Source organism: Kribbella turkmenica, assembly GCF_004348725.1.
Lineage (GTDB): Bacteria > Actinomycetota > Actinomycetes > Propionibacteriales > Kribbellaceae > Kribbella > Kribbella turkmenica.
Window position 1 is genome coordinate 13,116 of record NZ_SMKR01000043.1, and the last position, 19,508, is coordinate 32,623.

Consider the following 19,508-nt stretch of genomic DNA (forward strand, 5'->3'; position numbering starts at 1 on the left):
CTAGCCGTTCACCTGGAAGCCCTGCTGGTTGCCGTAGGCCACGAGCGCGTCCTGCCAGGCCTGCAGGCCGGTGTTCAGGTCCGACTTGGACTGGTACGACTTGCCGACGGTGTCGCCGTAGATGCTGTTGGCGTACAGCTCGTACGGCAGGTAGCTCCAGCCCTTGACGACGTGGCCGGCCGCATCGGTGAGCACCTGGTTGACCTTCTGCCCGCCGAAGTACGCGCTCGGCTTGTCGACGAACGCCGGGTCCTTCAGGTCCTTCGTGGTGGCCGGGAAACCGCCGCTGGCGAGGAACGGCTTGACGCCCTCGTCGTGGTTCAGCCAGCGCACGAACGCCGCCGCCAGAGCCGGGTTCGCGCTCTGCTTCAGCACGGACTGGGTGCTGCCGCCGTTCTCCGCGGTGGCCGGCTGACCGTCGTACGTCGGCATCGGGGTGACCCGCCACTTGCCCGCGCCGGCCTTGACCGACGCCTCCATCACACCCGGCATCCAGGCGCCGGTCGGCAACGTGGCGATGGTGCCGTCGCCGAGGGCCTTGAACCACTCGTCCGTCCAGCCCGGGATGTTCGAGACCAGGCCGCCTTCGACCAGCTGGTTCCAGGTCCCGGTCCACTTCTTCGAGCCGTCGTCCTGGAGGTTGATGGTGACGTTCTTGCCGTCGGTCTTGAACGGCGTCCCGCCCGCCTGCCAGATCATGCTGGTGGTGAAGCCGGCGTCCCCGGAGTCGTTGGTGATGTAGGCCTTCGGGTTGGCCGCGTGCAGCTTCCTGGCCGCGGCGACGTACTCGTCCCAGGTCTTCGGCACGGCGATGCCGTACTTGTCGAAGACCTCCTTGTTGTAGAACAGCGCCATCGGGCCGGAGTCCTGCGGCAGGCCGTAAAGACCGCCGCCGGCGTGCACGGCGGCCCAGGTCGACGGCGTGTACGCCGACTCGTACTGGCTGAAGCCGTACTGGTTCAGGTCGACGAGAGAGCCGGGCAGCGCGAACTGCGGCAACGCCTGGTACTCGATCTGGGCTACGTCCGGAGCGCCCGAGCCGGCCTTGATCGCGTTCTGCAGCTTGGTGTAGTGGTCGTTGCCGGTCCCGGCGTTGACGTAGTTCACCGTGACGTTCGGGTACTGCTTCTCGAACGCCGCGACCTGGGCCTCCGCCGACGGCGTCCAGCTCCAGTAGGTGATGGTGCCGCCGGCCTTGAGCGCGGCGTCGACCGCCTCGGGCGAGCCCGCGGCCTGGCCGCCGCTGGAGCTGCCGGTGCTGTTCGAGCCACCGCAGGCGGCCACGACCGCGAGGGCCGTAAGTGCGGCTCCGGCAACCACCAGTCGCCGGATGCGCCGATAAGACTTCATGGTGTTCCCTTTCACTTGACGCTGCCTGCGCTCAGGCCGGACTGCCAGAACCGCTGGAGCAGGAGGAAGGCGACCACGAGGGGCACGATCGTCAGCAACGATCCGGTGATCACCAGGTTGTAGATGGGGCGGGCCCCCACACCGGTCGCCTGGTTGCTCCACTGGGTGAGCCCGACCGTGAGTGGGTAGAGGTTGGGTTTGCTGAGCATGATCAGCGGGAGGAAGTAGTTGTTCCAGGTCGACACCACCGCGAACAGCAGCGTCGTGACGATGCCGGGGGCAAGCAGCCGCAGCGCGACGGTGAAGAAGATCCGCACCTCGCCCGCGCCGTCGATCCGGGCCGCCTCGAGCAGCTCCACCGCGATGGCGTCGGTCGCGTACACCCACATCAGGTAGAGGCCGAACGGACTGACGAGCGACGGGATGATGATCGCCCAGACGGTGTTCGTCAGCCCCAGGTTCGAGAACATCAGAAACGTCGGCACCGCCAGCGCCGTCCCCGGTACGGCGACCGCGCCGAGCAGCACCGCGAACACGGCCCGGCGGCCGGCGAACTTGTACTTCGCCAGGCCGTAGCCCGCCGCGGTCGCGAGCAGCGTCGCACCGCCGGCCCCGACCACGACGTACAGCACGGTGTTGCCGAGCCACCGCAGGAAGATGCCGTCGTTGTAGGTCAGCGTGTCCTTGATGTTGTCGAAGAACGCGAAGCTCTGGCCGAACCAGAGTCCCGGGCTGGAGAGCAGGTCGTTCTGCGTCTTGGTCGCGCTGATGAACAGCCAGACCAGCGGGACCAGGGTGTAGATCAGGTAGAGCACCATCACCCCGGTCAGGAGCGGCGACCGCTTCGGCCGCAGCGGCGAGGTCGCGGACCTCTTCCTGGTGCGTGGCGTGGCCTTCACGACGCGCGGAGTGTCCACGGTGGTCGTCACAATGCCTCCCGGGAGCCGCGGAGCTGGACGACGTACGCGATGATCGCGGTGATGACGCCCATCACGATCGCGATCGTGGCGGAGTAGTTGAACTGCTGGCCGGCGAAGGACAAGTTGTAGGCGTACATGTTGGGTGTGTAGTACGTGGTGATCACGTTCGGCGCCAGCGTGCGCAGGATGTTCGGCTCGTTGAACAGCTGGAAGCTGCCGATGATCGAGAAGATGGTCGCGATCACGATCGCGCCGCGCAGCGCCGGCAGCTTCACCGCCCGGATCGTCCGGAACGTCCCGGCCCCGTCGATCGCGGCCGCCTCGTACAGCTCACCGGGCACCGTGCGCAGCGCCGAGTAGAAGATCAGCATGTTGTAGCCGGCGAATTCCCAGGTGACGATGTTGGCGATCGACGGCAGCATCCAGCTGCCGCTCAGCGGCTGGATCGCGGTCGTGCCGAGCAGATCGTTCAGGTCGGCGGCCAGGCCGAAGTTGTCGCCGTAGATGTAGCCCCACATCAGCACCGCGACCACACCGGGTACGGCGTACGGCAGGAAGATCACGATCCGGAAGAAGCCGGCCGCGTGCAGCCGGGCGCTGTCGATCGCGAGCGCGGCCAGCAGCGCCAGGACCAGCATCAACGGCACCTGGACGACCAGGAACACCGCGACCCGGCCGAACGCCTCCCAGAACTTCGGGTCCCGCAGCGCCTCGGTGTAGTTGTCCAGGCCGACGAACACGGTGCCGCCGAAGAACGCCTGGTCACGGAACAGGCTCAGGTAGATCGCGTACCCGATCGGGGCCAGGAAGGTGAGCGCGAAGACGGCCAGGAACGGGCCGACGAAGACCCAGCCCTTTCCGTCCTGGCGGAACCTCCCACGCCTTCGGCGCAGTGCTACGGACGCGCTCATCCCTCCGCCGGCCTCCTTCGAAACTTGTCGCCGACACGCGATGTTGACGTCAACATCGGTCGCCGAGACGGTAGCGTGTTTACGTCAACATGTCTACACTGCCGGCACAGGCGAGGAGGATTCGGATGTCAGCGGAGGAGTCGCCGGTCCGGCGGCGGCGCGGCCCGTCGATGGCCGACGTGGCCCGGCTGGCCGGCGTGTCCGGACAGACCGTCTCCCGGGTCGCGAACGACCGGCACAACGTCGACGCGGTCACCCGGGACCGGGTCCGGGCCGCCATGCGTGAGCTCGGCTACCGGCCGAACAGCGCCGCCCGGGCGCTGCGTAACGGGCAGTTCCGGAGCATCGGCGCGATCGTCTTCGAGCTCTCCAGCTTCGGTACGACGCGGACGCTGGACGCCGTCGCGGCCGCGGCCACGATCAGCGGCTACGCGATCAACCTGCTGCCGGTGCTCGACGTCAACCAGCGCGCGGTGACGAACGCCTTCAGCCAACTGGGGGAGCAGGCGGTCGACGGCGTGATCATCCTGATCGAGGCGCACACGCTGGACGAGGCCGGGGTCCGGCTCCCGGAGGGGCTGCCGGTGGTCGTCGTCGACTCCAGCGCCCACTACGACTACCCGATCGTCGACACCAACCAGGCCCAGGGCGCCCGGCAGGCCACCGAGCATCTTCTCGGCCTCGGCCACAAGACGGTCTGGCACCTCGGCGGCCCGCCGACGTCGTTCGCCGCGGACCGGCGCCGGCGTTCGTGGGAGCGGACGCTGACCGAGCGCGGCTGCGAGGTCCCGCCGGTGCTGGACGGCGACTGGTCGGCCGGGTCCGGGTACGAGGCCGGCCGGCAGCTGGCCGCGAACCCGGACGTCACCGCCGTGTTCGTCGCGAACGACCAGATGGCGCTCGGGCTGCTGCGCGCGCTGCACGAGCAGGGCCGGGTGGTGCCGGACGACATCAGCGTGGTCGGCTTCGACGACATGGAGGAGGCCGCGCACTTCTGGCCCCCGCTGACCACCGTCCGGCAGAACTTCGCCGATGTCGGCCGGCTCAGCGTCGACGCGCTGATCCGCGAGATCCAAGCCGGCGAACACCACCACGACCCGGTCGCCGTACCCACCAAACTCGTCGTCAGGAGCAGTACGGCGCCGCCGCGCAGGTCAGCGCGCTGAGAGCTGCTCGACCACCTTCAGCACAGCGGAGTGGTCGAGCGAGCCGTGACCCTGGGCACGGGCCGCGGCCACGAGTTGGGCGACCACTCCGGTGAGCGGGAGCGCGACGCCGGCCGCGCGGGCCGAGGCGAGCGCGATGCCCATGTCCTTGTGGTGCAGGTCGATCCGGAAGCCGGGCTCGAACCGACGGGCCAGCATCGTGGTCGACTTGAGGTCGAGGATGCGGTTGCCGGCCAGCCCGCCGGCGAGCACCTCCAGGCCGCGCTCGCCGTCGACGCCGGAGGCCTCGAGCAGGACGATCGCCTCGCTGACCAGGCCGATGATGCCGGCGACCATCAACTGGTTCGCCGCCTTCACGGTCTGGCCGGCGCCGTGCCCGCCGACGTGCACGATGGTCCGGCCGAGATCCTCGAAGATCGGCCTGGCCGCCTCGAAGTCCGCCGCGTCACCGCCGGCCATGATCGACAGCGACGCCTTGATCGCGCCCTGCTCGCCACCGCTCACCGGCGCGTCCAGCACGCGTACGCCGCGCTCGGCACCGGCGGTCGCGATCTCACGCGACGTCTCCGGCGCAATCGAACTCATGTCGATCAGCAGCACGCCGGGTCGGACCGCGGCGAGCACGCCGTTCGGACCGAGCACCACCTCTGCTACCTGCGGCGAGTCCGGCAGCATCGTGATGACCACCTCGGCGCCGTCGACCGCACCGGCGAGGTCCGCGGCCGGCTTGCCGCCGGCCTGCGCCAACCGGTCCACAGCCGCCGGTACGACGTCGTACCCGGTCACCGAGTGTCCGGCCCGGACCAGGTTGGCCGCCATGTGCGACCCCATGATCCCCAGACCGATGAAGCCGATCCGGCTCATCCGCGTCCCCGCTTCTCTCCGGGCGCAGCTGAGGCACGAAGCCGGCTGTGCTCGATGATGAACCCGCTCCGCCCGTTCATACCGCGACCTCCTCGACAGCCATCACGGCGCGCATCAACTGGGCGGTCTCCGACGGGGTCCTGCCGACCTTCACGCCGACCGCTTCGAGGGCCTCCTGCTTCGCGGCGGCGGTGCCGGCGGAGCCGGAGACGATCGCGCCCGCGTGGCCCATGGTCTTGCCCTCGGGGGCGGTGAAGCCGGCCACGTAGCCGACGACCGGCTTGGTGACGTTCTCCTTGACGAACGCCGCCGCCCGCTCCTCGGCGTCGCCGCCGATCTCGCCGATCATCACGATCGCGTCGGTGTCCGGGTCGTCCTGGAACGCCTGCAGCGCGTCGATGTGGGTGGTCCCGATGATCGGGTCACCGCCGATCCCGATCGCGGTGGAGAACCCGAAGTCCCGCAGTTCGTACATCATCTGGTACGTCAGCGTCCCGGACTTGCTGACCAGCCCGATCCGGCCGGGACCGGCGATGTCGGCGGGAATGATGCCCGCGTTCGCGCGACCGGGACTGATGATGCCGGGGCAGTTCGGTCCGATGATCCGGGTGCCGGCGGCGGCCGCGTGCGCGAAGAAGGCCGCGGTGTCGTGTACCGGCACGCCCTCGGTGATCACCACCACCAGCGGGACACCCGCGTCGACGGCCTCGAGCACCGCGCCCTTGGTGAACCGCGGCGGTACGAACACCACCGACACGTCGGCGCCGGCCGACTTCACCGCCTCGGCGCAGGAGCCGTAGACCGGGATCGACCGCTTCGCGAAGTCGACCGACCGGCCGCCCTTGCCGGGGGTGACGCCGCCGACGATGGTGGTGCCTGCGGCAAGCATCCGGCTGGTGTGCTTCTGTCCTTCGGACCCGGTCATCCCTTGCACGATGACCCGGCTGTGCTCGGTCAGGAAGATCGCCATCTCTAGCCTCTCAGTTCTGTGCGGCGAGTTCGGCGGCCCGGGCGGCCGCGCCGTCCATCGTGTCCACCACGGTCACCAGCGGATGGTTGGCCCGGGCAAGGATCCGGCGGCCCTCGTCGACGTTGTTGCCGTCCAGCCGGACCACCAGCGGCTTGTCCGCCTTGTCGCCCAGTACGGCGAGCGCCTGGACGATCCCGTTCGATACCGCGTCGCAGGCGGTGATGCCGCCGAAGACGTTCACGAACACACTGCGGACCTGGGCGTCGCCGAGGATGATGCCGAGACCGTTGGCCATCACCTCGGCGGACGCGCCGCCCCCGATGTCGAGGAAGTTCGCCGGCTTCACGCCACCGAACTCCTCACCGGCGTACGCGACCACGTCGAGGGTGGACATGACCAGGCCGGCGCCGTTGCCGATGATCCCGACCGAGCCGTCCAGCTTCACGTAGTTCAGGCCCTTGTCCTGCGCCGCCGCCTCCAGCGGATCGGCGGCCGCCTTGTCCTCGAACCCGGCGTGGTCGGCGTGCCGGTACGACGCGTTGTCGTCCAGGCTGACCTTGCCGTCGAGTGCCTCCAGCGTTCCGTCGCCGAGTTTCACCAGCGGGTTCACCTCGACCAGCGAGGCGTCCTCGGCGACGAACACGTCCCACAGCTTCCGGACGACGTCCTCCGCGCCGGCCGGGAAGCCCGCGGCGGCGACGATCTCGGCGGCCTTCGCGTCGTCCACGCCGACGGCCGGATCGATCGCGACCCTGGCGATCGCGTCCGGGTTCGTGTGAGCGACCTCCTCGATCTCCACGCCGCCCTCGGTGCTGGCGATGCAGAGGTAGTCGCGGTTGGCCCGGTCGACCAGAAAGGAGAAGTAGTACTCCTCGGCGATGTCGGCGGCCGGTGCCAGCAGCACCCGGCGGACGGTGTGGCCCTTGATGTCCATGCCGAGGATCTCGCCCGCCTTGTCCACGGCCTCGGCGGGGGAGCCGGCCAGCTTGACGCCGCCGGCCTTGCCCCGGCCACCGGTCTTCACCTGGGCCTTCACCACCACGCGGCCGCCCAGCTCCTCGGCGGCCGTGGCCGCGTCGGCCGGGTCCTCGATCACCCGGCCGAGCGTCACCGGGACGCCGTACCGGGCGAACAGCTCCTTGGCTTGGTACTCCATCAGGTCCACGGCTGCGCCTCCTCATCAGGGTTATCGGCGACTGTATGCTGTATGCACACCGGTCACAAGACCTCGATCGCAACACGTGGGGTCTGGACAGGGGTCTTCGGGAGGAGTACCAAAGTTCCATACGGTATGCAGTAGTCAGGAGGCGACGATGAACCACGCCACTCCAACGCCCCGGGACGTGCGCGATGTCTACGGTCGGCGCTACCGGATCGGCGAAGATGCCCGGGACCTCACCGGCCACTCCCGGCGCTGGCAACTGTGGGCCGCCTGGGCCTGCATGGTCGCCATCAGCCCGTTGCAGTACTCCTTCGGCACCGCCGCGCTCGGACTGCAGGACGGGCGCGGCTGGGGTGCCGTGGCGACGATGTGGCTGCTCGCGGTCTTCGTCGCCTGCCAGGCGCTGATCGCCATCCCGGCCGCCTGGGCCCAACGCGTACGCCGGGCGACGCCGACCCAGCTCGTGGTCGCCGGTGGCCTGCTCGGCGCGATCGGGTTGGCGACGCTCGCCCACGCGGACAGCTACGCGCTCGTCGTGCTGGGCTACGCGATCCTCGGCGGTGCGGGTGCCGGACTGGTCTACGCCGCCTGCATCACCACCGCGGCTCGCTGGTTCCCGGACCGGCGGACCGCGACCATCGGGTTCGTCACCGGTGGCTTCGCGATCGGCGCGGTGCCGAGCATCGCCTTGCTGACGATCTTCCAGTCGCCGGGTGGGCATCGGGCGGTCTTCGACATCACGGCGTTGGTCGCCGTACTCGTGGTGCTGATCGCCGGCGGCGTGCTCAAGGATCCGCCGCGGCACTGGTGGCCCGCGGAGATCGACGCGCAGGCCTGGGCGATCGACCGCAAACTCAACCGCAGCATCCCGCACAACCTGCCCGCGGTCCGGCATTACCGTCCCGCCGAGGCGATGCGCACCGGTGCGCTGCCGCTGATGTGGCTGCTGCTGGCCATCAGTACGGCGCTGTCCCTGTTCGGCATCGCGTTCGTGGTGAGTTATGCCGTCACCGCGGAGCTGGGACTCGCAGTGGCCGGGTTCGCGGCCGGGATGCTTGCCGCGGTCAACGGTCTCGCGCGGTCGCTCGCCGGGCACCTGTCCGACCGGTTCGGCCGGCGCCGGGTGCTGGCCGCCGTACTGATGATCGAGGGGTTCACGCACGTCGGGCTGGTGGCGGCCGGTGAGGCCGGCGCCGGGTGGGCGTTCGTGCTGTGCGCGATGTTCGCCGGACTCGGTGGTGGTGCGTTCTACGCGATCATGGCGAACCTCGTGCTGGAGTTCTTCGGCGAAAACAGCCTGCTGCAGAACCAGGCGATCCTGTACTCCGCCAAGGCCGCCGGTGGCCTGCTGGGGGTCGGAGTCGCCGCGTCGGTGGTGGCCGCCGTCGGCTACCGGCCGCTGTTCCTCGGCGCCGGGCTGCTCGGCGTCCTGACCGCTCTGGGCGTGCGGCTCCTGAAACAGCCCGGACGGCCCGCGCTTCCGGTCCGGCCCCAACTCGGTACGCCGGTTGCCGGGTCGGGCGAATGAGTGGCTACGGACGGGTCGTCCGGCCCGAACCCTGCGTGATGGAACTGGTGTCGAAAGTCGCCCGGGAACCGTGGACGGATCGTCCGACCAGCGTGCATCCGACGTTGAGTGCGGTCGCCAGGGCCGTTCACGATCACAGCAGCTCGGCGGGACGCCGAGCTCTGCTCCCGCTCGCCTCGAGCTTCGTCGGGACTGCGCAGCCCGGCTTCGAGCCCTCCGCCCGAGTGGTCGCGCTCTGTGGGTCGACCGCTCTGGCCGGCGGGGAGATGACCAAGGACGAGCGCATCCGGCTGGCTAACGCCCACCAGACCGCGCTTCATCTGATGACCGGCCGGGAGGAGCCCGCCGGGGCGGCGCGCTGGTGGCTGCCGCTCCTGGGCCGGTTCGGCTGGAGTGAGCCGTTCTACCGGACCTTCGTCGCCACCGAACAAGCGGCGGAAGCAGTCGCGGTCACCGCCCGGTGTCCGGACGGTGACCGCGACGTACGCCTACGGCAGTTACTTAAACAGTGTCTCGCTGTGTTGAATGCGGTGCCTCCGGCGCAGCGGGCCATGGGGCGGTGACTCCCGGCCTTCCGTCCTCGCTCCGGGCCGGGAGGCACCATGACCGGTCACGGTGCGCGGCGGCCGGGTGCGCCCAGGCCCTCGTGCTCGACGTCGGCCCAGAATCCTTGCTCGTAGTCCCCGTCCGGGATCACTACCAGTTCATGCCTGCCCGGCGCGCGGAGCTGCTGCTCGAGGCGGCTCAGGTCCGCAGCACACCGCTCCAAATCGTCCATCAGCCGCAGTACGTCGAGATGCGGACCGAGCCGATTCCTCAACGCCAGCAGGGATTTCTCCAGGGCCTGCACGGCCTGGCGGGTCCGGTCGAGATCGTCGTGAATCGTCATCGCAGCCTCCTGGGGGCGAGCTCTGGACAACCACCGTGGCGTGCGATAAGACTACGACTACACCATACGGTATGCAATCTACATCGAAGCCGAACAGCCGGCCCTTCCGAGGAGATGACTGCAGATGGCGCAGACAGTGTCGGAGACCCAACCAGTCGCGGATGTCAAGGAGCCGGAACCGGCGACGATCTCAGGCGGCCACCTGGTCGCGAAGGCCTTGAAGGCCGAGGGGATCGACGTGATCTTCACCCTCTGTGGCGGTCACATCATCGACATCTACGACGGCTGCGTCGACGAGGGCATCGCGGTGGTCGACGTCCGGCACGAGCAGGTCGCCGCGCACGCGGCCGACGGCTACGCCCGGATGACCGGCAAGCCCGGCTGTGCGGTCGTCACCGCCGGCCCCGGCACCACGGACGCGGTCACCGGCGTCGCGAACGCCTTCCGTGCCGAGAGCCCGATGCTGCTGATCGGCGGCCAGGGCGCACTCAACCAGCACAAGATGGGATCCCTGCAGGACCTGCCGCACGTCGACATGATGACGCCGATCACCAAGTTCGCCGCCACCGTGCCGCACACCGCGCGGGTGGCCGACATGGTCTCGATGGCGTTCCGCGAGTGCTACAACGGCGCCCCCGGCCCGTCGTTCCTGGAGATCCCGCGCGACATCCTGGACAACTCGGTCCCGGTGGAGTCCGCGACCGTCCCGGAACCGGGCCGGTACCGCGCCTCCACCAGGAGCGTCGGCGACCCGGCGAACATCGAGGCGCTGGCCGACCTGCTGGCCCGGGCCGAGAAGCCGGTGGTGCTGCTCGGCACCCAGGTGTGGACCTCGCGCGGCAGCGACGCGGCGATCGAGTTCGTCCGGCAGCTCGACGTACCGGCGTTCATGAACGGGTCGGCCCGCGGCACCCTGCCGCCCGGCGACCCGCACCACTTCCACCTGTCCCGGCGGTACGGCTTCAACAACGCCGACCTGATCCTGATCGTCGGCACCCCGTTCGACTTCCGGATGGGCTACGGCCGCCGGCTGCCGAAGAACGCGACCGTGGTCCAGATCGACATGGACTACCGCACCGTCGGCAAGAACCGCGACATCGACCTCGGCCTGGTCGGCGACCCGGGGGCGATCCTGGCCGCTGTCACCCAGGCGTCCTCGGGCCGGGTGCGCAAGGCCGACCGCAAGGCCTGGTTCGCCGAACTGCGGGCCGAGGAGGACGCGGCGTACCAGAAGCGGCTGCCGCGGCAACTGTCGGACGCGAACCCGATCCACCCGCTGCGGCTGGCGCACGAGATCAACGAGTTCCTCACCGAGGACTCGATCTACATCGGCGACGGCGGCGACATCGTCACCTTCTCCGGCGGCGTCGTCCAGCCGAAGTCGCCCGGCCACTGGATGGACCCGGGGCCGCTCGGCACCATCGGCGTCGGCATCCCGTTCGTGATGGCGGCCAAGTACGCCCGGCCGGACAAGGAGGTCGTCGCGCTGTTCGGTGACGGCGCCTTCTCGCTGACCGGCTGGGACTTCGAGACGCTGGTCCGCTTCAACCTCCCGTTCGTCGGTGTGGTCGGCAACAACTCCTCGATGAACCAGATCCGCTACGGCCAGGAGGCGAAGTACGGCCAGGCGCGCGGCCGGGTCGGCAACACGCTCGGCGACGTCAGGTACGACGAGTTCGCCAAGATGCTCGGCGGGTACGGCGAGGAGGTCCGCGACCCCAAGGACATCGGGCCGGCCATGCAGCGGGCCCGCGAGTCCGGGCTGCCGTCGCTGATCAACGTCTGGGTCGACCCGGACGCGTACGCCCCCGGAACCATGAACCAGACCATGTACAAGTAAAGGGGACCCAGCATGACGAAGGCCCTCGAAGGTGTCCGCGTACTCGACATGACGCACGTCCAGTCCGGACCCTCCTGCACGCAGATCCTCGCCTGGCTCGGCGCCGATGTCATCAAGCTCGAGGCGCCCACCGGTGACATCACCCGCCAGCAGCTGCGCGACCTGCCGGACGTCGACAGCCTGTACTTCACGATGCTGAACTGCAACAAGCGCAGCATCACGCTGAACATGAAGTCCGAGCGGGGCAAGGAGATCTTCACCGACCTGGTGAAGGACGTCGACATCCTGGTGGAGAACTTCGCCCCCGGCGCGATCGACCGGATGGGCTTCACCTGGGAGCGGCTGCAGCTGATCAACCCGGAGCTGATCTTCGCCTCGATCAAGGGCTTCGGCCCGGGCCGCTACGAGGACTTCAAGGCCTACGAGGTGGTCGCCCAGGCGATGGGCGGCGCGATGAGCACGACCGGCTTCGAGGACGGCCCGCCGACCGCCACCGGCGCCCAGATCGGTGACTCCGGCACCGGCATCCACCTGGTCGCGGGCATCCTGGCCGCGCTCTACCAGCGGACGAACACCGGCAAGGGCCAGCGGGTCACGGTCGCCATGCAGGAGGCCGTGCTCAACCTGACCCGGGTCAAGCTGCGCGACCAGCAGCGGCTCGCCCACGGCCCGCTGCGCGAGTACCCGAACGAGCACTTCGGCGACGAGGTGCCCCGGTCCGGCAACGCCTCCGGCGGCGGCCAGCCCGGCTGGGCGCTGCGGTGCGCGCCCGGCGGCCCGAACGACTACATCTACGTGATCGTCCAGCCGCCCGGCTGGGCCCCGATCGCGAACCTGATCGGCAAGCCCGAGCTGGCCGACGACCCGGACTGGTCCACCCCGGCGGCCCGCCTCGACAAGCTCGACAAGATGTTCGCGCTGATCGAGCAGTGGACCGAGCAGCACACCAAGTTCGAGGTGATGGACAAGCTGAACGCGCTGAACGTGCCCTGCGGGCCGATCATGTCCACCCGCGAGCTGATCGAGGACGAGACGCTGGCCGACCTCGGCGCCGTGGTCGAGGTGAAGCACCCGCAGCGCGGCAGCTTCAAGACCGTCGGGTGCCCGATCAAGCTGTCCGACTCGCCGGTCCAGGTCGAGACCTCACCGGCGCTCGGCGAGCACAACGCCGTCGTCTACGCCTCGCTCGGCATCGACGCGGGCGAACTCGAGCAACTCAAGGCCGCCGGCGTCCTCTGACGCACACTTCCTGGGAATGGAGCTCATGGCATGACATATGACAAGGCAGCGGTCCAGACCATCCTCGACCAGGCTCTGGCGGACGGCCGCACCTCGCTGAGCGCACCCGAGGCCAAGCAGGTCGCGGACGCGTACGGCATCCCGACGCCGGGTGAGGGGCTGGCCACGACTGCCGAGGGAGCCGCCGGTCTCGCGGCCGAGATCGGCTTCCCGGTCGTGCTGAAGATCGTCTCGCCGGACATCCTGCACAAGACCGACGCCGGCGGCGTGGTCGTCGGCGTCGACTCCGCGGACGCCGCGCGCGAGGCGTTCGCGAGAATCGTCGACAACGCGAAGGCCTACAAGGCGGACGCCGAGATCACGGGCGTCCAGGTGCAGCAGATGCTGGTCACCGGCGGTGACGTGCAGGAGGTCATCGTCGGCGCGGTCACCGACCAGACCTTCGGCAAGGTGGTCGCGTTCGGGCTGGGTGGCGTCCTGGTCGAGGTGCTCAAGGACGTCACCTTCCGGCTCGCGCCGCTGTCCGGCGACGAGGCCCGCTCGATGATCGACGGCATCGGCGCGCACGAGATGCTGGACGGCGTCCGCGGCGCGAAGCCGGTGGACAAGGACGCGGTCGCCGACCTGGTCAAGCGGTTGTCCGACCTGGTCACCGACTTTCCGCAGTTCGCCGAGGTCGACCTGAACCCGGTGCTCGCCGGGCCGGACGGCGCCACCGCGGTGGACTTCCGGATCATCGTCGACGCCGAGGCCGGCAAGCCGGTCGAGCGGTACAGCTCCGACGAGATCCTGACCGCGATGACCCGGATCATGAAGCCACGCGCGGTCGCGGTGATCGGGGCCTCGAACGAGACCGGCAAGATCGGCAACTCGGTGATGAAGAACCTGGTCAACGGCGGTTACCAGGGCGACATTTACCCGATCAACCCGAAGGCCGACGAGATCCTCGGGCTCAAGGCGTTCCCGTCGATCACCGACGTTCCCGGTGACGTGGACGTCGCGGTGTTCGCCGTACCGGCCAAATTTGTCGGCGGCGCGCTCGAGCAGTGCGGCGAGAAGGGCGTGGCCGGGGCGATCCTGATCCCGTCCGGGTTCGCCGAGACCGGCGAGCAGGAGCTGCAGGACGAGGTCGTGGCGATCGCCAAGAAGCACAACGTCCGCATCCTGGGACCGAACATCTACGGCTACTACTACTTGCCGGAGAGCCTCTGCGCGACCTTCTGCACGCCGTACGACGTCCGCGGCAGCGTCGCGCTGTCGTCACAGAGCGGAGGCATCGGGATGGCGATCCTCGGCTTCAGCCGCTCCAGCCGGATGGGCGTCTCCGCGATCGTTGGAGTAGGCAACAAGGCCGACATCGACGAGGATGACCTCCTGACGTTCTTCGAGAGCGACGACAACACCAACCTGATCGCCATGCACCTGGAGGACCTGAAGGACGGCCGGGCGTTCGCCGAGACGGCGGCCCGGGTGTCGAAGAAGAAGCCGGTCGTCGTGCTGAAGGCCGGCCGGACCGACATGGGCGCGCGGGCGGCCAGTTCGCACACCGGCGCCCTGGCCGGCAACGACAAGGTGTACGACGACATCCTCCGGCAGAGCGGCGTGGTCCGCGCGCCCGGGCTGAACGAGATGCTCCAGTTCGCCCGCGGCATCCCGTTGCTGCCGACGCCGAAGGGCGAGAACGTCGTCATCATCACCGGCGCGGGTGGTTCCGGCGTACTGCTGTCGGACGCCTGTGTCGACAACGGCCTGCAACTGATGTCGATGCCGGCCGACCTGGACGAGGCGTTCAAGAAGTTCATCCCGCCGTTCGGTGCGTCCGGCAACCCGGTCGACATCACCGGTGGCGAGCCGCCGTCGACGTACCGGAACACGATCTCCCTCGGCCTCGAGGACGAGCGGATCCACGCTCTCGTCCTGGGCTACTGGCACACGATCGTGACGCCGCCGATGGTGTTCGCGAAGCTGGTCGCCGAGGTGGTCGAGGAGTACCGCGCCAAGGGCATCGACAAGCCGGTGGTGGCCTCGCTGTCCGGTGACGTCGAGGTCGAGGAAGCCAGTCAGTACCTGTTCGACCACGGTGTGGTCGCCTACCCGTACACCACCGAGACACCGGTCCAGGTGCTCGGTGCCAAATACCGCTGGGCCCGTAACGCCGGTCCGCTCGGTTGATTGGAGGAAGCAGTCCGCGGGGGAGCGTTAGTCAGCTAGTTGGCGTCGATCTAAGGAGTCCGCCTTGGACGTCACAAGCAAGACCTCAGAAGTACCTGAAGAGCCGGCCGCGTCCGCCGCGACCGAGAAGGTCTGGCGCGCCGGACGGCTCGAACCGATGCCGATCCGGAAGCTTCCGGACGCACCGCCCTCGCTGCACATCCTCGGTCCGACCGTCTTCCTGGTCGCGCTGGGCGTCGGTATGGGCGAGTCCTACATGTGGCCCCGGCTCGTCCTGGTGTTCGGGCCGGACATCCGCTGGCTGTTCATGGTCGGTGTCACCCTGCAAGCGTTCGTCCTGCTGGAGATGGCCCGGTACGCGATGGCCACCGGAGAAAGCATCTTCTTCGGTGCGGCCCGGATCTTCAAACCGATGATGTGGTTCTTCTACGTCGCGGCGATCCTGATCTATATGTGGCCGGGCCACCTGTCGGCCGGCGCCGCCGCGTTCCAGGAAATCAGCGGCATACCTTGGCAGGTCTCCGCCTGTGTCGCGCTGATCTTCGTCGGTGTGCTGTTCAGCATGCTCTCGGTGATCTACAACTTCCTCGAGAAGCTGCTCGGCCTGCTGATCGGCCTGCTGGTCGTCGGTACGTCGGTGATCGCGGCGATGGTCGGCAGCTGGGACGACCTGGGGAACACACTGTCCGGCATGTTCGCGTTCGGGTACTTCCCGGACAAGGCGATGACGGCGGCCTGGTTCCCGATCGTGGTCGGCTCGATCGCGTTCGCCGGACCCTCCGGCATGCAGCAGATGTGGTACACCCTGCAGCTGCGCGACAGCGGTGCCGCGATGGGTGCTCACATCCCGAAGATCCGCGGTCTGCGGGCGGCCGGTGAGGCCGAGTCGATGCCGTCGCGGGGCTTCATGTTCGACACCGAGGACCCGGCCGAGCTGCAGAAGTGGAAGGGCTGGCGCAAGTGGGTCACCTTCGACGCGCTGCTGCTCTTCTGGGGCATCACCATGCTGGTCACGGTCTCGTTCACCGTGCTGGCCATGTCGGCGGCCCGGGAGAACCCGAACGTGGCAAGTCTGATCGAGGGCGGTGACCGGGAGGCCGCGCTGAAGGCCATGTCGGACGCCTTCGCCTCGGCCGGCAGCCCGATCCTGGGCACGCTGTTCTTCGGCTTCATCGCGCTGATCGGGCTGAACGCGACCCTCGGCCTGTTCGACTCGTTCTCCCGCGGTCAGGCGGACATGACGTACTACTTCGTGCCGGGAGCCAAGCGGTTCTCGATGTCGAGACTGTACGCCGGATTCCTCTGGGGTGTGATCACCTTCGGCATCCTGATCCTGCTGTTCGGGCCGGCCGACGGTCCGGCGGGCATCCTGGACATCCTCGCCTTCCTGTCCACGTTCGCGATGGGTGCCTACTGCGTCGTACTGCTCCTGGTGAACAACAAGCTGCTGCCGAAACCGATCCGGCCCGGGCCGGTGCGCAACCTGATCATCGGGTTCGGTGCGGTGTTCTACCTCGGCCTGCTGTTCTACTGCCTGTTCCGCTTCGGTGTGGTCGTGGATTGACATGGCAGACGTGAAGCAGTTCGCGGAGTTCTCGGTACCGGCCGCCACGGTCGGCGCGGCGGCCGGCCTGATCGCCGGTGGTCTGGCCGCGTTCGTCGGCCAGCCGGCCGGCTGGGCCGTGGTGACCGGTCTCGGCCTCGGCGTCCCGCTCGTCCTGCTCGGGGCCGGGTATGCCGTCCTGGTCGCGCTGGGCAAGGTTCCCGCCGGGGTGTTCGCGCCGGCGGCGGTCTACTGGGTGATCGGATTCCCGCTCGCCCTGCTGGTGCACTCTGTGGCCACCGAGTGGGTGGTGACCGGCGCGCCGGGCCTGCCACCCGAACCGTGGAAGTTCCTCGCCTTCCGTGCGCTGGTGAGCATGGGATTCGCGATCGGCTTCCTCTGGATGCACGAGCAGATCGGGCGCCACTGGTGGCCGCGCATCCTCGACCACAACGTGTACGCCCAACGGACGGTTCAGCAGTACGTCCACCTCGCTCAGGCGCTCGAGGCCCGCAAGGCCGCCACCGGCCGGGGCCGCAAGAAGAAGCTGGCTTGACGTTCGAGGGGATATCCGCTCCCGTTGTGCCTTCTCCCTTGGTCTGCGAGGGGAGAAGGCACAACTCGAGCGGATATCCCCGCGAGTTGTGTGGTCAGGGGAGGGCCGGCAGGTCAGGTCGTCGTGCGGCGGCGACGGCGAGGGGCGGCCTCTGGCTCCGGGGTTTCGTCCGGGCCGTTGGCCGCCTGGAGGTCGTGGTACGCCTTGCGGGTGTGCTCGGTGTGCTCGCGCATGGTCTGCGCCGCCTTGTCCTCGTCACCCTCGCTGATCGCCTTGACCAGCCGGTTGTGCTCGCGCCAGGACGCCGCACCACGCGCCGGGGCGACCGGGGTGTAGTACCAGCGGACCCGGCGATCCACCTGGGCGGCGAAGTCGACCAGGAACCGGTTGCCGGACATCTGCGTGATCAGGCTGTGCAGCTCGCCGTTCGTCCGGACGGCCTCGTCGATGTCGCCGGCCTCGTGGTACGCCGTACCGACCTTGCAGAGCTCCTTGAGCCGGGCCACGTCGTCCTTGGTCGCGTGCCGGGCCGCGAGCCGCGCGGACTCCGACTCCAGCGCCGCCCGGGCCGCGAGCAGTTGGTCGACCTCGTCCTCGGCGGGCACGTGCACCATCGCGCCGAAACCAGGTCGCAGGTCCACCCAGCCCTCGTTGTTGAGCCGCTGGAGAGCCTCGCGGACCGGCTGCCGGGAGACGCCCAGCATGCCCGCCAGCTCGACCTCGACCAGGTGCCTGCCGCGCTCGAGGGTGCCGTCGATGATCATCTCGGTCAGGGCCTCGTACACGGATTCACGCAGCGGGGTGGGCCGCTTGACGTGCCGCACTCCGACGGGCTCCGCCCCCGCTCCTGGGCCTGCGCTGATGGTGGTCATGAGGTCCTTCCCGGAACCGACTGGGGATACAGCATGGCACTTGGTAGACAGTCTACCAAGTGCCATGACCGAACATAGTGTTTCGCCGCTTTCCTGGTCAGCCTGTTCAGGCGGCCGACTCGTCGGCCCGCCGGCGCTCGTCCTCGGCGGTGAGCCGGGTGAGCTCCGCGTCCAGGTTCACGGGGGTGTCGAGTTCCTGCTGCAGCTCCGGGGCATCCGGGAACTGCGGGCGGGCCGCCAGAGCACCGAACCTACGGGTGAAAATCATCGTCAGCCTTCCTGCTCCCCGAGGGGGAGCTTGCTTGAATTCTGCCTTCTGTATACATTCAACCAGCCGTACCGACCGGTTATGCCCTTGTCTCACGTGATCCCGGTTACCCCGTGCGTGATCCGTGTTACATGCGAGGCGTTGGCCGGTGGGAGGTGAACGCACTTCCACCGTCACCCAGGCGTGACGGGCGGTCAAAGACCTGTTCGCTATCGCCTGATAGACGCGCGCTCTCAGATGAGCTGCACGGGATAGCCCGATCCCATCAGGTGGACGTCGAGCAGGTCGTCGAGGGCCTTGTGGACGCCGGCCAACCGGGCCACCTCGAGCAAGGCGCGGGCGAGCACCGGCTCGGGGCTGCGGGCCGCGATCACCAGACCGACCCGTGGCCCGTGCGCCGGGCTCTTCAGCGGTACGACGCGCATCCCGTCGGGCACTCCGAACATGTGCAGCCAGGCGTGCGAGATCACCGTCGACCAGTGATTCCCGTGCAGATGGCTGTAGAGACCGGAAACGGTGTCGCTCTCGATCGCCGGCGAGGCGGTCACGCCGTCGTCGGTGAAGTAGCCGTTCATGATCCGGCGGTTCCGCATGTCCGGGGACAGCAGGCACAGCGGCAGCTCGGCGACCTGCGCCCACGTCGCCACCGGCAGTTCGGCCAACTCGGTGTGCTCCGGGGTGAGCAGCAGGTAGCGCTCCTCGTACAGCGGGGTCTTGCGGACCTGGCCGAGGGTGTCGTCGTCGAGGTACGTCATCGCGACGTCGAGGTCGAACTCGGCGAGCTTCTGGGTGATGTCGCGCGACGACAGCGACTCGATGGTCACCTTGGCGTTCGTGTGCCGCGCGCAGAACGGCGTGGTGAGCAGGGAGACGACCGGCATCGCGGTCGGGATCGCGCCGAGCCGGAGCGTGCCGGTCAGCCCGCCGCGCATCACCGACAGCTCGTGCCGAAGCGCGTCCTGCTCGGCCAGGATGCGCTGAGCCCAGAGCAGCACCCGCTCACCCTCGGGGGTCAGGCCCTCGAACCGGCGGCCGCGGCGGACGATCGGTACGTCGAGCTCCTGCTCGAGCTTGCGGATCGCGGCGGAAAGCGACGGCTGCGACACGTAGCACGCGTCGGCGGCCCGGGCGAAGTGCTTCTCCCGGGCCAGGGCGACGAGGTACTCCAGCTGGCGGAGCAGCATCAGGATCCGGCCTTGCTGTGGACCGCATACCAGCTGTCTGTATACATGATCCAACTGTAGTGAGAAGCGCAGAG

18 protein-coding genes are annotated in these 19,508 nt (G+C 68.7%); 8 read left to right on the forward strand and 10 right to left on the reverse strand.

Annotated elements, in window-relative coordinates; translation table 11 throughout:
* From E1218_RS12330 to E1218_RS12340, 3 genes are read right to left on the reverse strand one after another with little or no spacing between them, the layout of a single operon-like run.
* A complete protein-coding gene (locus E1218_RS12330) occupies nt 1-1,350 on the reverse strand; it encodes an ABC transporter substrate-binding protein (RefSeq protein WP_132319445.1) in 1,350 nt (449 codons plus the stop codon).
* A gap of 11 nt (nt 1,351-1,361) precedes the next feature.
* Nucleotides 1,362-2,279 carry a carbohydrate ABC transporter permease gene (locus E1218_RS12335; protein WP_233712188.1) on the reverse strand — a complete coding sequence of 306 codons (918 nt, stop codon included), beginning with the start codon at nt 2,277-2,279 and terminating at the stop codon, nt 1,362-1,364.
* On the reverse strand, nt 2,276-3,181 hold the full coding sequence (locus E1218_RS12340; RefSeq protein WP_165949242.1) for a carbohydrate ABC transporter permease: 906 nt from the start codon (nt 3,179-3,181) through the stop codon (nt 2,276-2,278). The genes E1218_RS12335 and E1218_RS12340 overlap by 4 nt, the downstream gene beginning before the upstream one ends.
* A gap of 125 nt (nt 3,182-3,306) precedes the next feature.
* On the opposite strand from E1218_RS12340, the gene E1218_RS12345 reads away from it, so the two are divergent.
* Entirely contained in the window at nt 3,307-4,347 is a 1,041-nt protein-coding gene (locus tag E1218_RS12345) for a LacI family DNA-binding transcriptional regulator (RefSeq protein ID WP_132319447.1), read from the forward strand.
* On the opposite strand, the gene E1218_RS12350 is transcribed toward E1218_RS12345, so the two are convergent.
* From E1218_RS12350 to sucC, 3 genes are all read right to left on the reverse strand, one after another.
* Nucleotides 4,336-5,211 (reverse strand): 2-hydroxy-3-oxopropionate reductase, encoded by an 876-nt coding sequence (locus E1218_RS12350; RefSeq protein ID WP_132319449.1) that lies wholly within the window; start codon nt 5,209-5,211, stop codon nt 4,336-4,338. The genes E1218_RS12345 and E1218_RS12350 overlap by 12 nt on opposite strands.
* Before the next feature lie 76 nt (nt 5,212-5,287).
* Nucleotides 5,288-6,181 (reverse strand): succinate--CoA ligase subunit alpha, encoded by an 894-nt coding sequence (gene sucD / locus E1218_RS12355; protein ID WP_132319451.1) that lies wholly within the window; start codon nt 6,179-6,181, stop codon nt 5,288-5,290.
* 10 nt (nt 6,182-6,191) lie between these two features.
* A complete protein-coding gene (sucC, locus tag E1218_RS12360) occupies nt 6,192-7,346 on the reverse strand; it encodes an ADP-forming succinate--CoA ligase subunit beta (RefSeq protein WP_132319453.1) in 1,155 nt (384 codons plus the stop codon).
* A gap of 148 nt (nt 7,347-7,494) precedes the next feature.
* On the opposite strand from sucC, the gene E1218_RS12365 reads away from it, so the two are divergent.
* Together E1218_RS12365 and E1218_RS12370 are read left to right on the forward strand one after the other, a co-directional pair.
* Nucleotides 7,495-8,871, forward strand: a complete 1,377-nt coding sequence (locus E1218_RS12365; protein WP_132319455.1) for an OFA family MFS transporter — start codon at nt 7,495-7,497, stop codon at nt 8,869-8,871.
* Nucleotides 8,872-9,137: 266 nt separating this feature from the next.
* Nucleotides 9,138-9,434, forward strand: a complete 297-nt coding sequence (locus tag E1218_RS12370; protein WP_132319457.1) for a hypothetical protein — start codon at nt 9,138-9,140, stop codon at nt 9,432-9,434.
* 47 nt (nt 9,435-9,481) lie between these two features.
* Here E1218_RS12370 and E1218_RS12375 read toward each other — a convergent pair whose 3' ends face one another.
* Nucleotides 9,482-9,760 (reverse strand): hypothetical protein, encoded by a 279-nt coding sequence (locus E1218_RS12375; protein WP_132319459.1) that lies wholly within the window; start codon nt 9,758-9,760, stop codon nt 9,482-9,484.
* A 124-nt stretch (nt 9,761-9,884) separates the two neighbouring features.
* On the opposite strand from E1218_RS12375, the gene E1218_RS12380 reads away from it, so the two are divergent.
* The 5 genes from E1218_RS12380 (at nt 9,885) to E1218_RS12400 (ending at nt 17,110) form a co-directional block, all read left to right on the forward strand.
* Nucleotides 9,885-11,600 (forward strand): thiamine pyrophosphate-binding protein, encoded by a 1,716-nt coding sequence (locus E1218_RS12380; protein WP_202865952.1) that lies wholly within the window; start codon nt 9,885-9,887, stop codon nt 11,598-11,600.
* 12 nt (nt 11,601-11,612) lie between these two features.
* Nucleotides 11,613-12,839 carry a formyl-CoA transferase gene (gene frc, locus E1218_RS12385; RefSeq protein ID WP_132319461.1) on the forward strand — a complete coding sequence of 409 codons (1,227 nt, stop codon included), beginning with the start codon at nt 11,613-11,615 and terminating at the stop codon, nt 12,837-12,839.
* 30 nt (nt 12,840-12,869) lie between these two features.
* Nucleotides 12,870-15,011 (forward strand): acetate--CoA ligase family protein, encoded by a 2,142-nt coding sequence (locus E1218_RS12390; protein WP_132319463.1) that lies wholly within the window; start codon nt 12,870-12,872, stop codon nt 15,009-15,011.
* A gap of 64 nt (nt 15,012-15,075) precedes the next feature.
* Nucleotides 15,076-16,575 carry an Nramp family divalent metal transporter gene (locus E1218_RS12395; protein WP_132319465.1) on the forward strand — a complete coding sequence of 500 codons (1,500 nt, stop codon included), beginning with the start codon at nt 15,076-15,078 and terminating at the stop codon, nt 16,573-16,575.
* Nucleotide 16,576: 1 nt separating this feature from the next.
* On the forward strand, nt 16,577-17,110 hold the full coding sequence (locus tag E1218_RS12400; protein ID WP_132319467.1) for a hypothetical protein: 534 nt from the start codon (nt 16,577-16,579) through the stop codon (nt 17,108-17,110).
* A 113-nt stretch (nt 17,111-17,223) separates the two neighbouring features.
* Here the strand turns inward: E1218_RS12400 and E1218_RS12405 are convergent, their stop codons facing one another.
* From E1218_RS12405 to E1218_RS12410, 3 genes are all read right to left on the reverse strand, one after another.
* Nucleotides 17,224-17,982, reverse strand: coding sequence for a GntR family transcriptional regulator (locus E1218_RS12405; protein ID WP_132319469.1), 759 nt, complete (start codon nt 17,980-17,982; stop codon nt 17,224-17,226).
* Nucleotides 17,983-18,088: 106 nt separating this feature from the next.
* Nucleotides 18,089-18,250, reverse strand: coding sequence for a hypothetical protein (locus tag E1218_RS36015; RefSeq protein WP_165949241.1), 162 nt, complete (start codon nt 18,248-18,250; stop codon nt 18,089-18,091).
* Between the two features lie 233 nt (nt 18,251-18,483).
* A complete protein-coding gene (locus E1218_RS12410) occupies nt 18,484-19,434 on the reverse strand; it encodes a LysR family transcriptional regulator (RefSeq protein ID WP_132319471.1) in 951 nt (316 codons plus the stop codon).
* Nucleotides 19,435-19,508 lie beyond the last annotated feature (74 nt).

What these genes read in the sequence shown, in the direction of transcription:
- E1218_RS12380 (WP_202865952.1), top strand. Translation starts at nt 9,885, where the DNA reads ATGGCGCAGACAGTGTCGGAGACCCAACCAGTCGCGGATGTCAAGGAG.
- E1218_RS12390 (WP_132319463.1), top strand. Translation starts at nt 12,870, where the DNA reads ATGACATATGACAAGGCAGCGGTCCAGACCATCCTCGACCAGGCTCTG.
- E1218_RS12405 (WP_132319469.1), bottom strand. Translation starts at nt 17,982, where the DNA reads ATGACCACCATCAGCGCAGGCCCAGGAGCGGGGGCGGAGCCCGTCGGA.
- E1218_RS12340 (WP_165949242.1), bottom strand. Translation starts at nt 3,181, where the DNA reads ATGAGCGCGTCCGTAGCACTGCGCCGAAGGCGTGGGAGGTTCCGCCAG.
- E1218_RS12345 (WP_132319447.1), top strand. Translation starts at nt 3,307, where the DNA reads ATGTCAGCGGAGGAGTCGCCGGTCCGGCGGCGGCGCGGCCCGTCGATG.
- E1218_RS12375 (WP_132319459.1), bottom strand. Translation starts at nt 9,760, where the DNA reads ATGACGATTCACGACGATCTCGACCGGACCCGCCAGGCCGTGCAGGCC.
- E1218_RS12400 (WP_132319467.1), top strand. Translation starts at nt 16,577, where the DNA reads ATGGCAGACGTGAAGCAGTTCGCGGAGTTCTCGGTACCGGCCGCCACG.
- E1218_RS36015 (WP_165949241.1), bottom strand. Translation starts at nt 18,250, where the DNA reads ATGATTTTCACCCGTAGGTTCGGTGCTCTGGCGGCCCGCCCGCAGTTC.
- E1218_RS12370 (WP_132319457.1), top strand. Translation starts at nt 9,138, where the DNA reads ATGACCAAGGACGAGCGCATCCGGCTGGCTAACGCCCACCAGACCGCG.
- E1218_RS12330 (WP_132319445.1), bottom strand. Translation starts at nt 1,350, where the DNA reads ATGAAGTCTTATCGGCGCATCCGGCGACTGGTGGTTGCCGGAGCCGCA.
- E1218_RS12410 (WP_132319471.1), bottom strand. Translation starts at nt 19,434, where the DNA reads ATGCTGCTCCGCCAGCTGGAGTACCTCGTCGCCCTGGCCCGGGAGAAG.
- E1218_RS12365 (WP_132319455.1), top strand. Translation starts at nt 7,495, where the DNA reads ATGAACCACGCCACTCCAACGCCCCGGGACGTGCGCGATGTCTACGGT.
- E1218_RS12350 (WP_132319449.1), bottom strand. Translation starts at nt 5,211, where the DNA reads ATGAGCCGGATCGGCTTCATCGGTCTGGGGATCATGGGGTCGCACATG.
- frc (WP_132319461.1), top strand. Translation starts at nt 11,613, where the DNA reads ATGACGAAGGCCCTCGAAGGTGTCCGCGTACTCGACATGACGCACGTC.
- sucD (WP_132319451.1), bottom strand. Translation starts at nt 6,181, where the DNA reads ATGGCGATCTTCCTGACCGAGCACAGCCGGGTCATCGTGCAAGGGATG.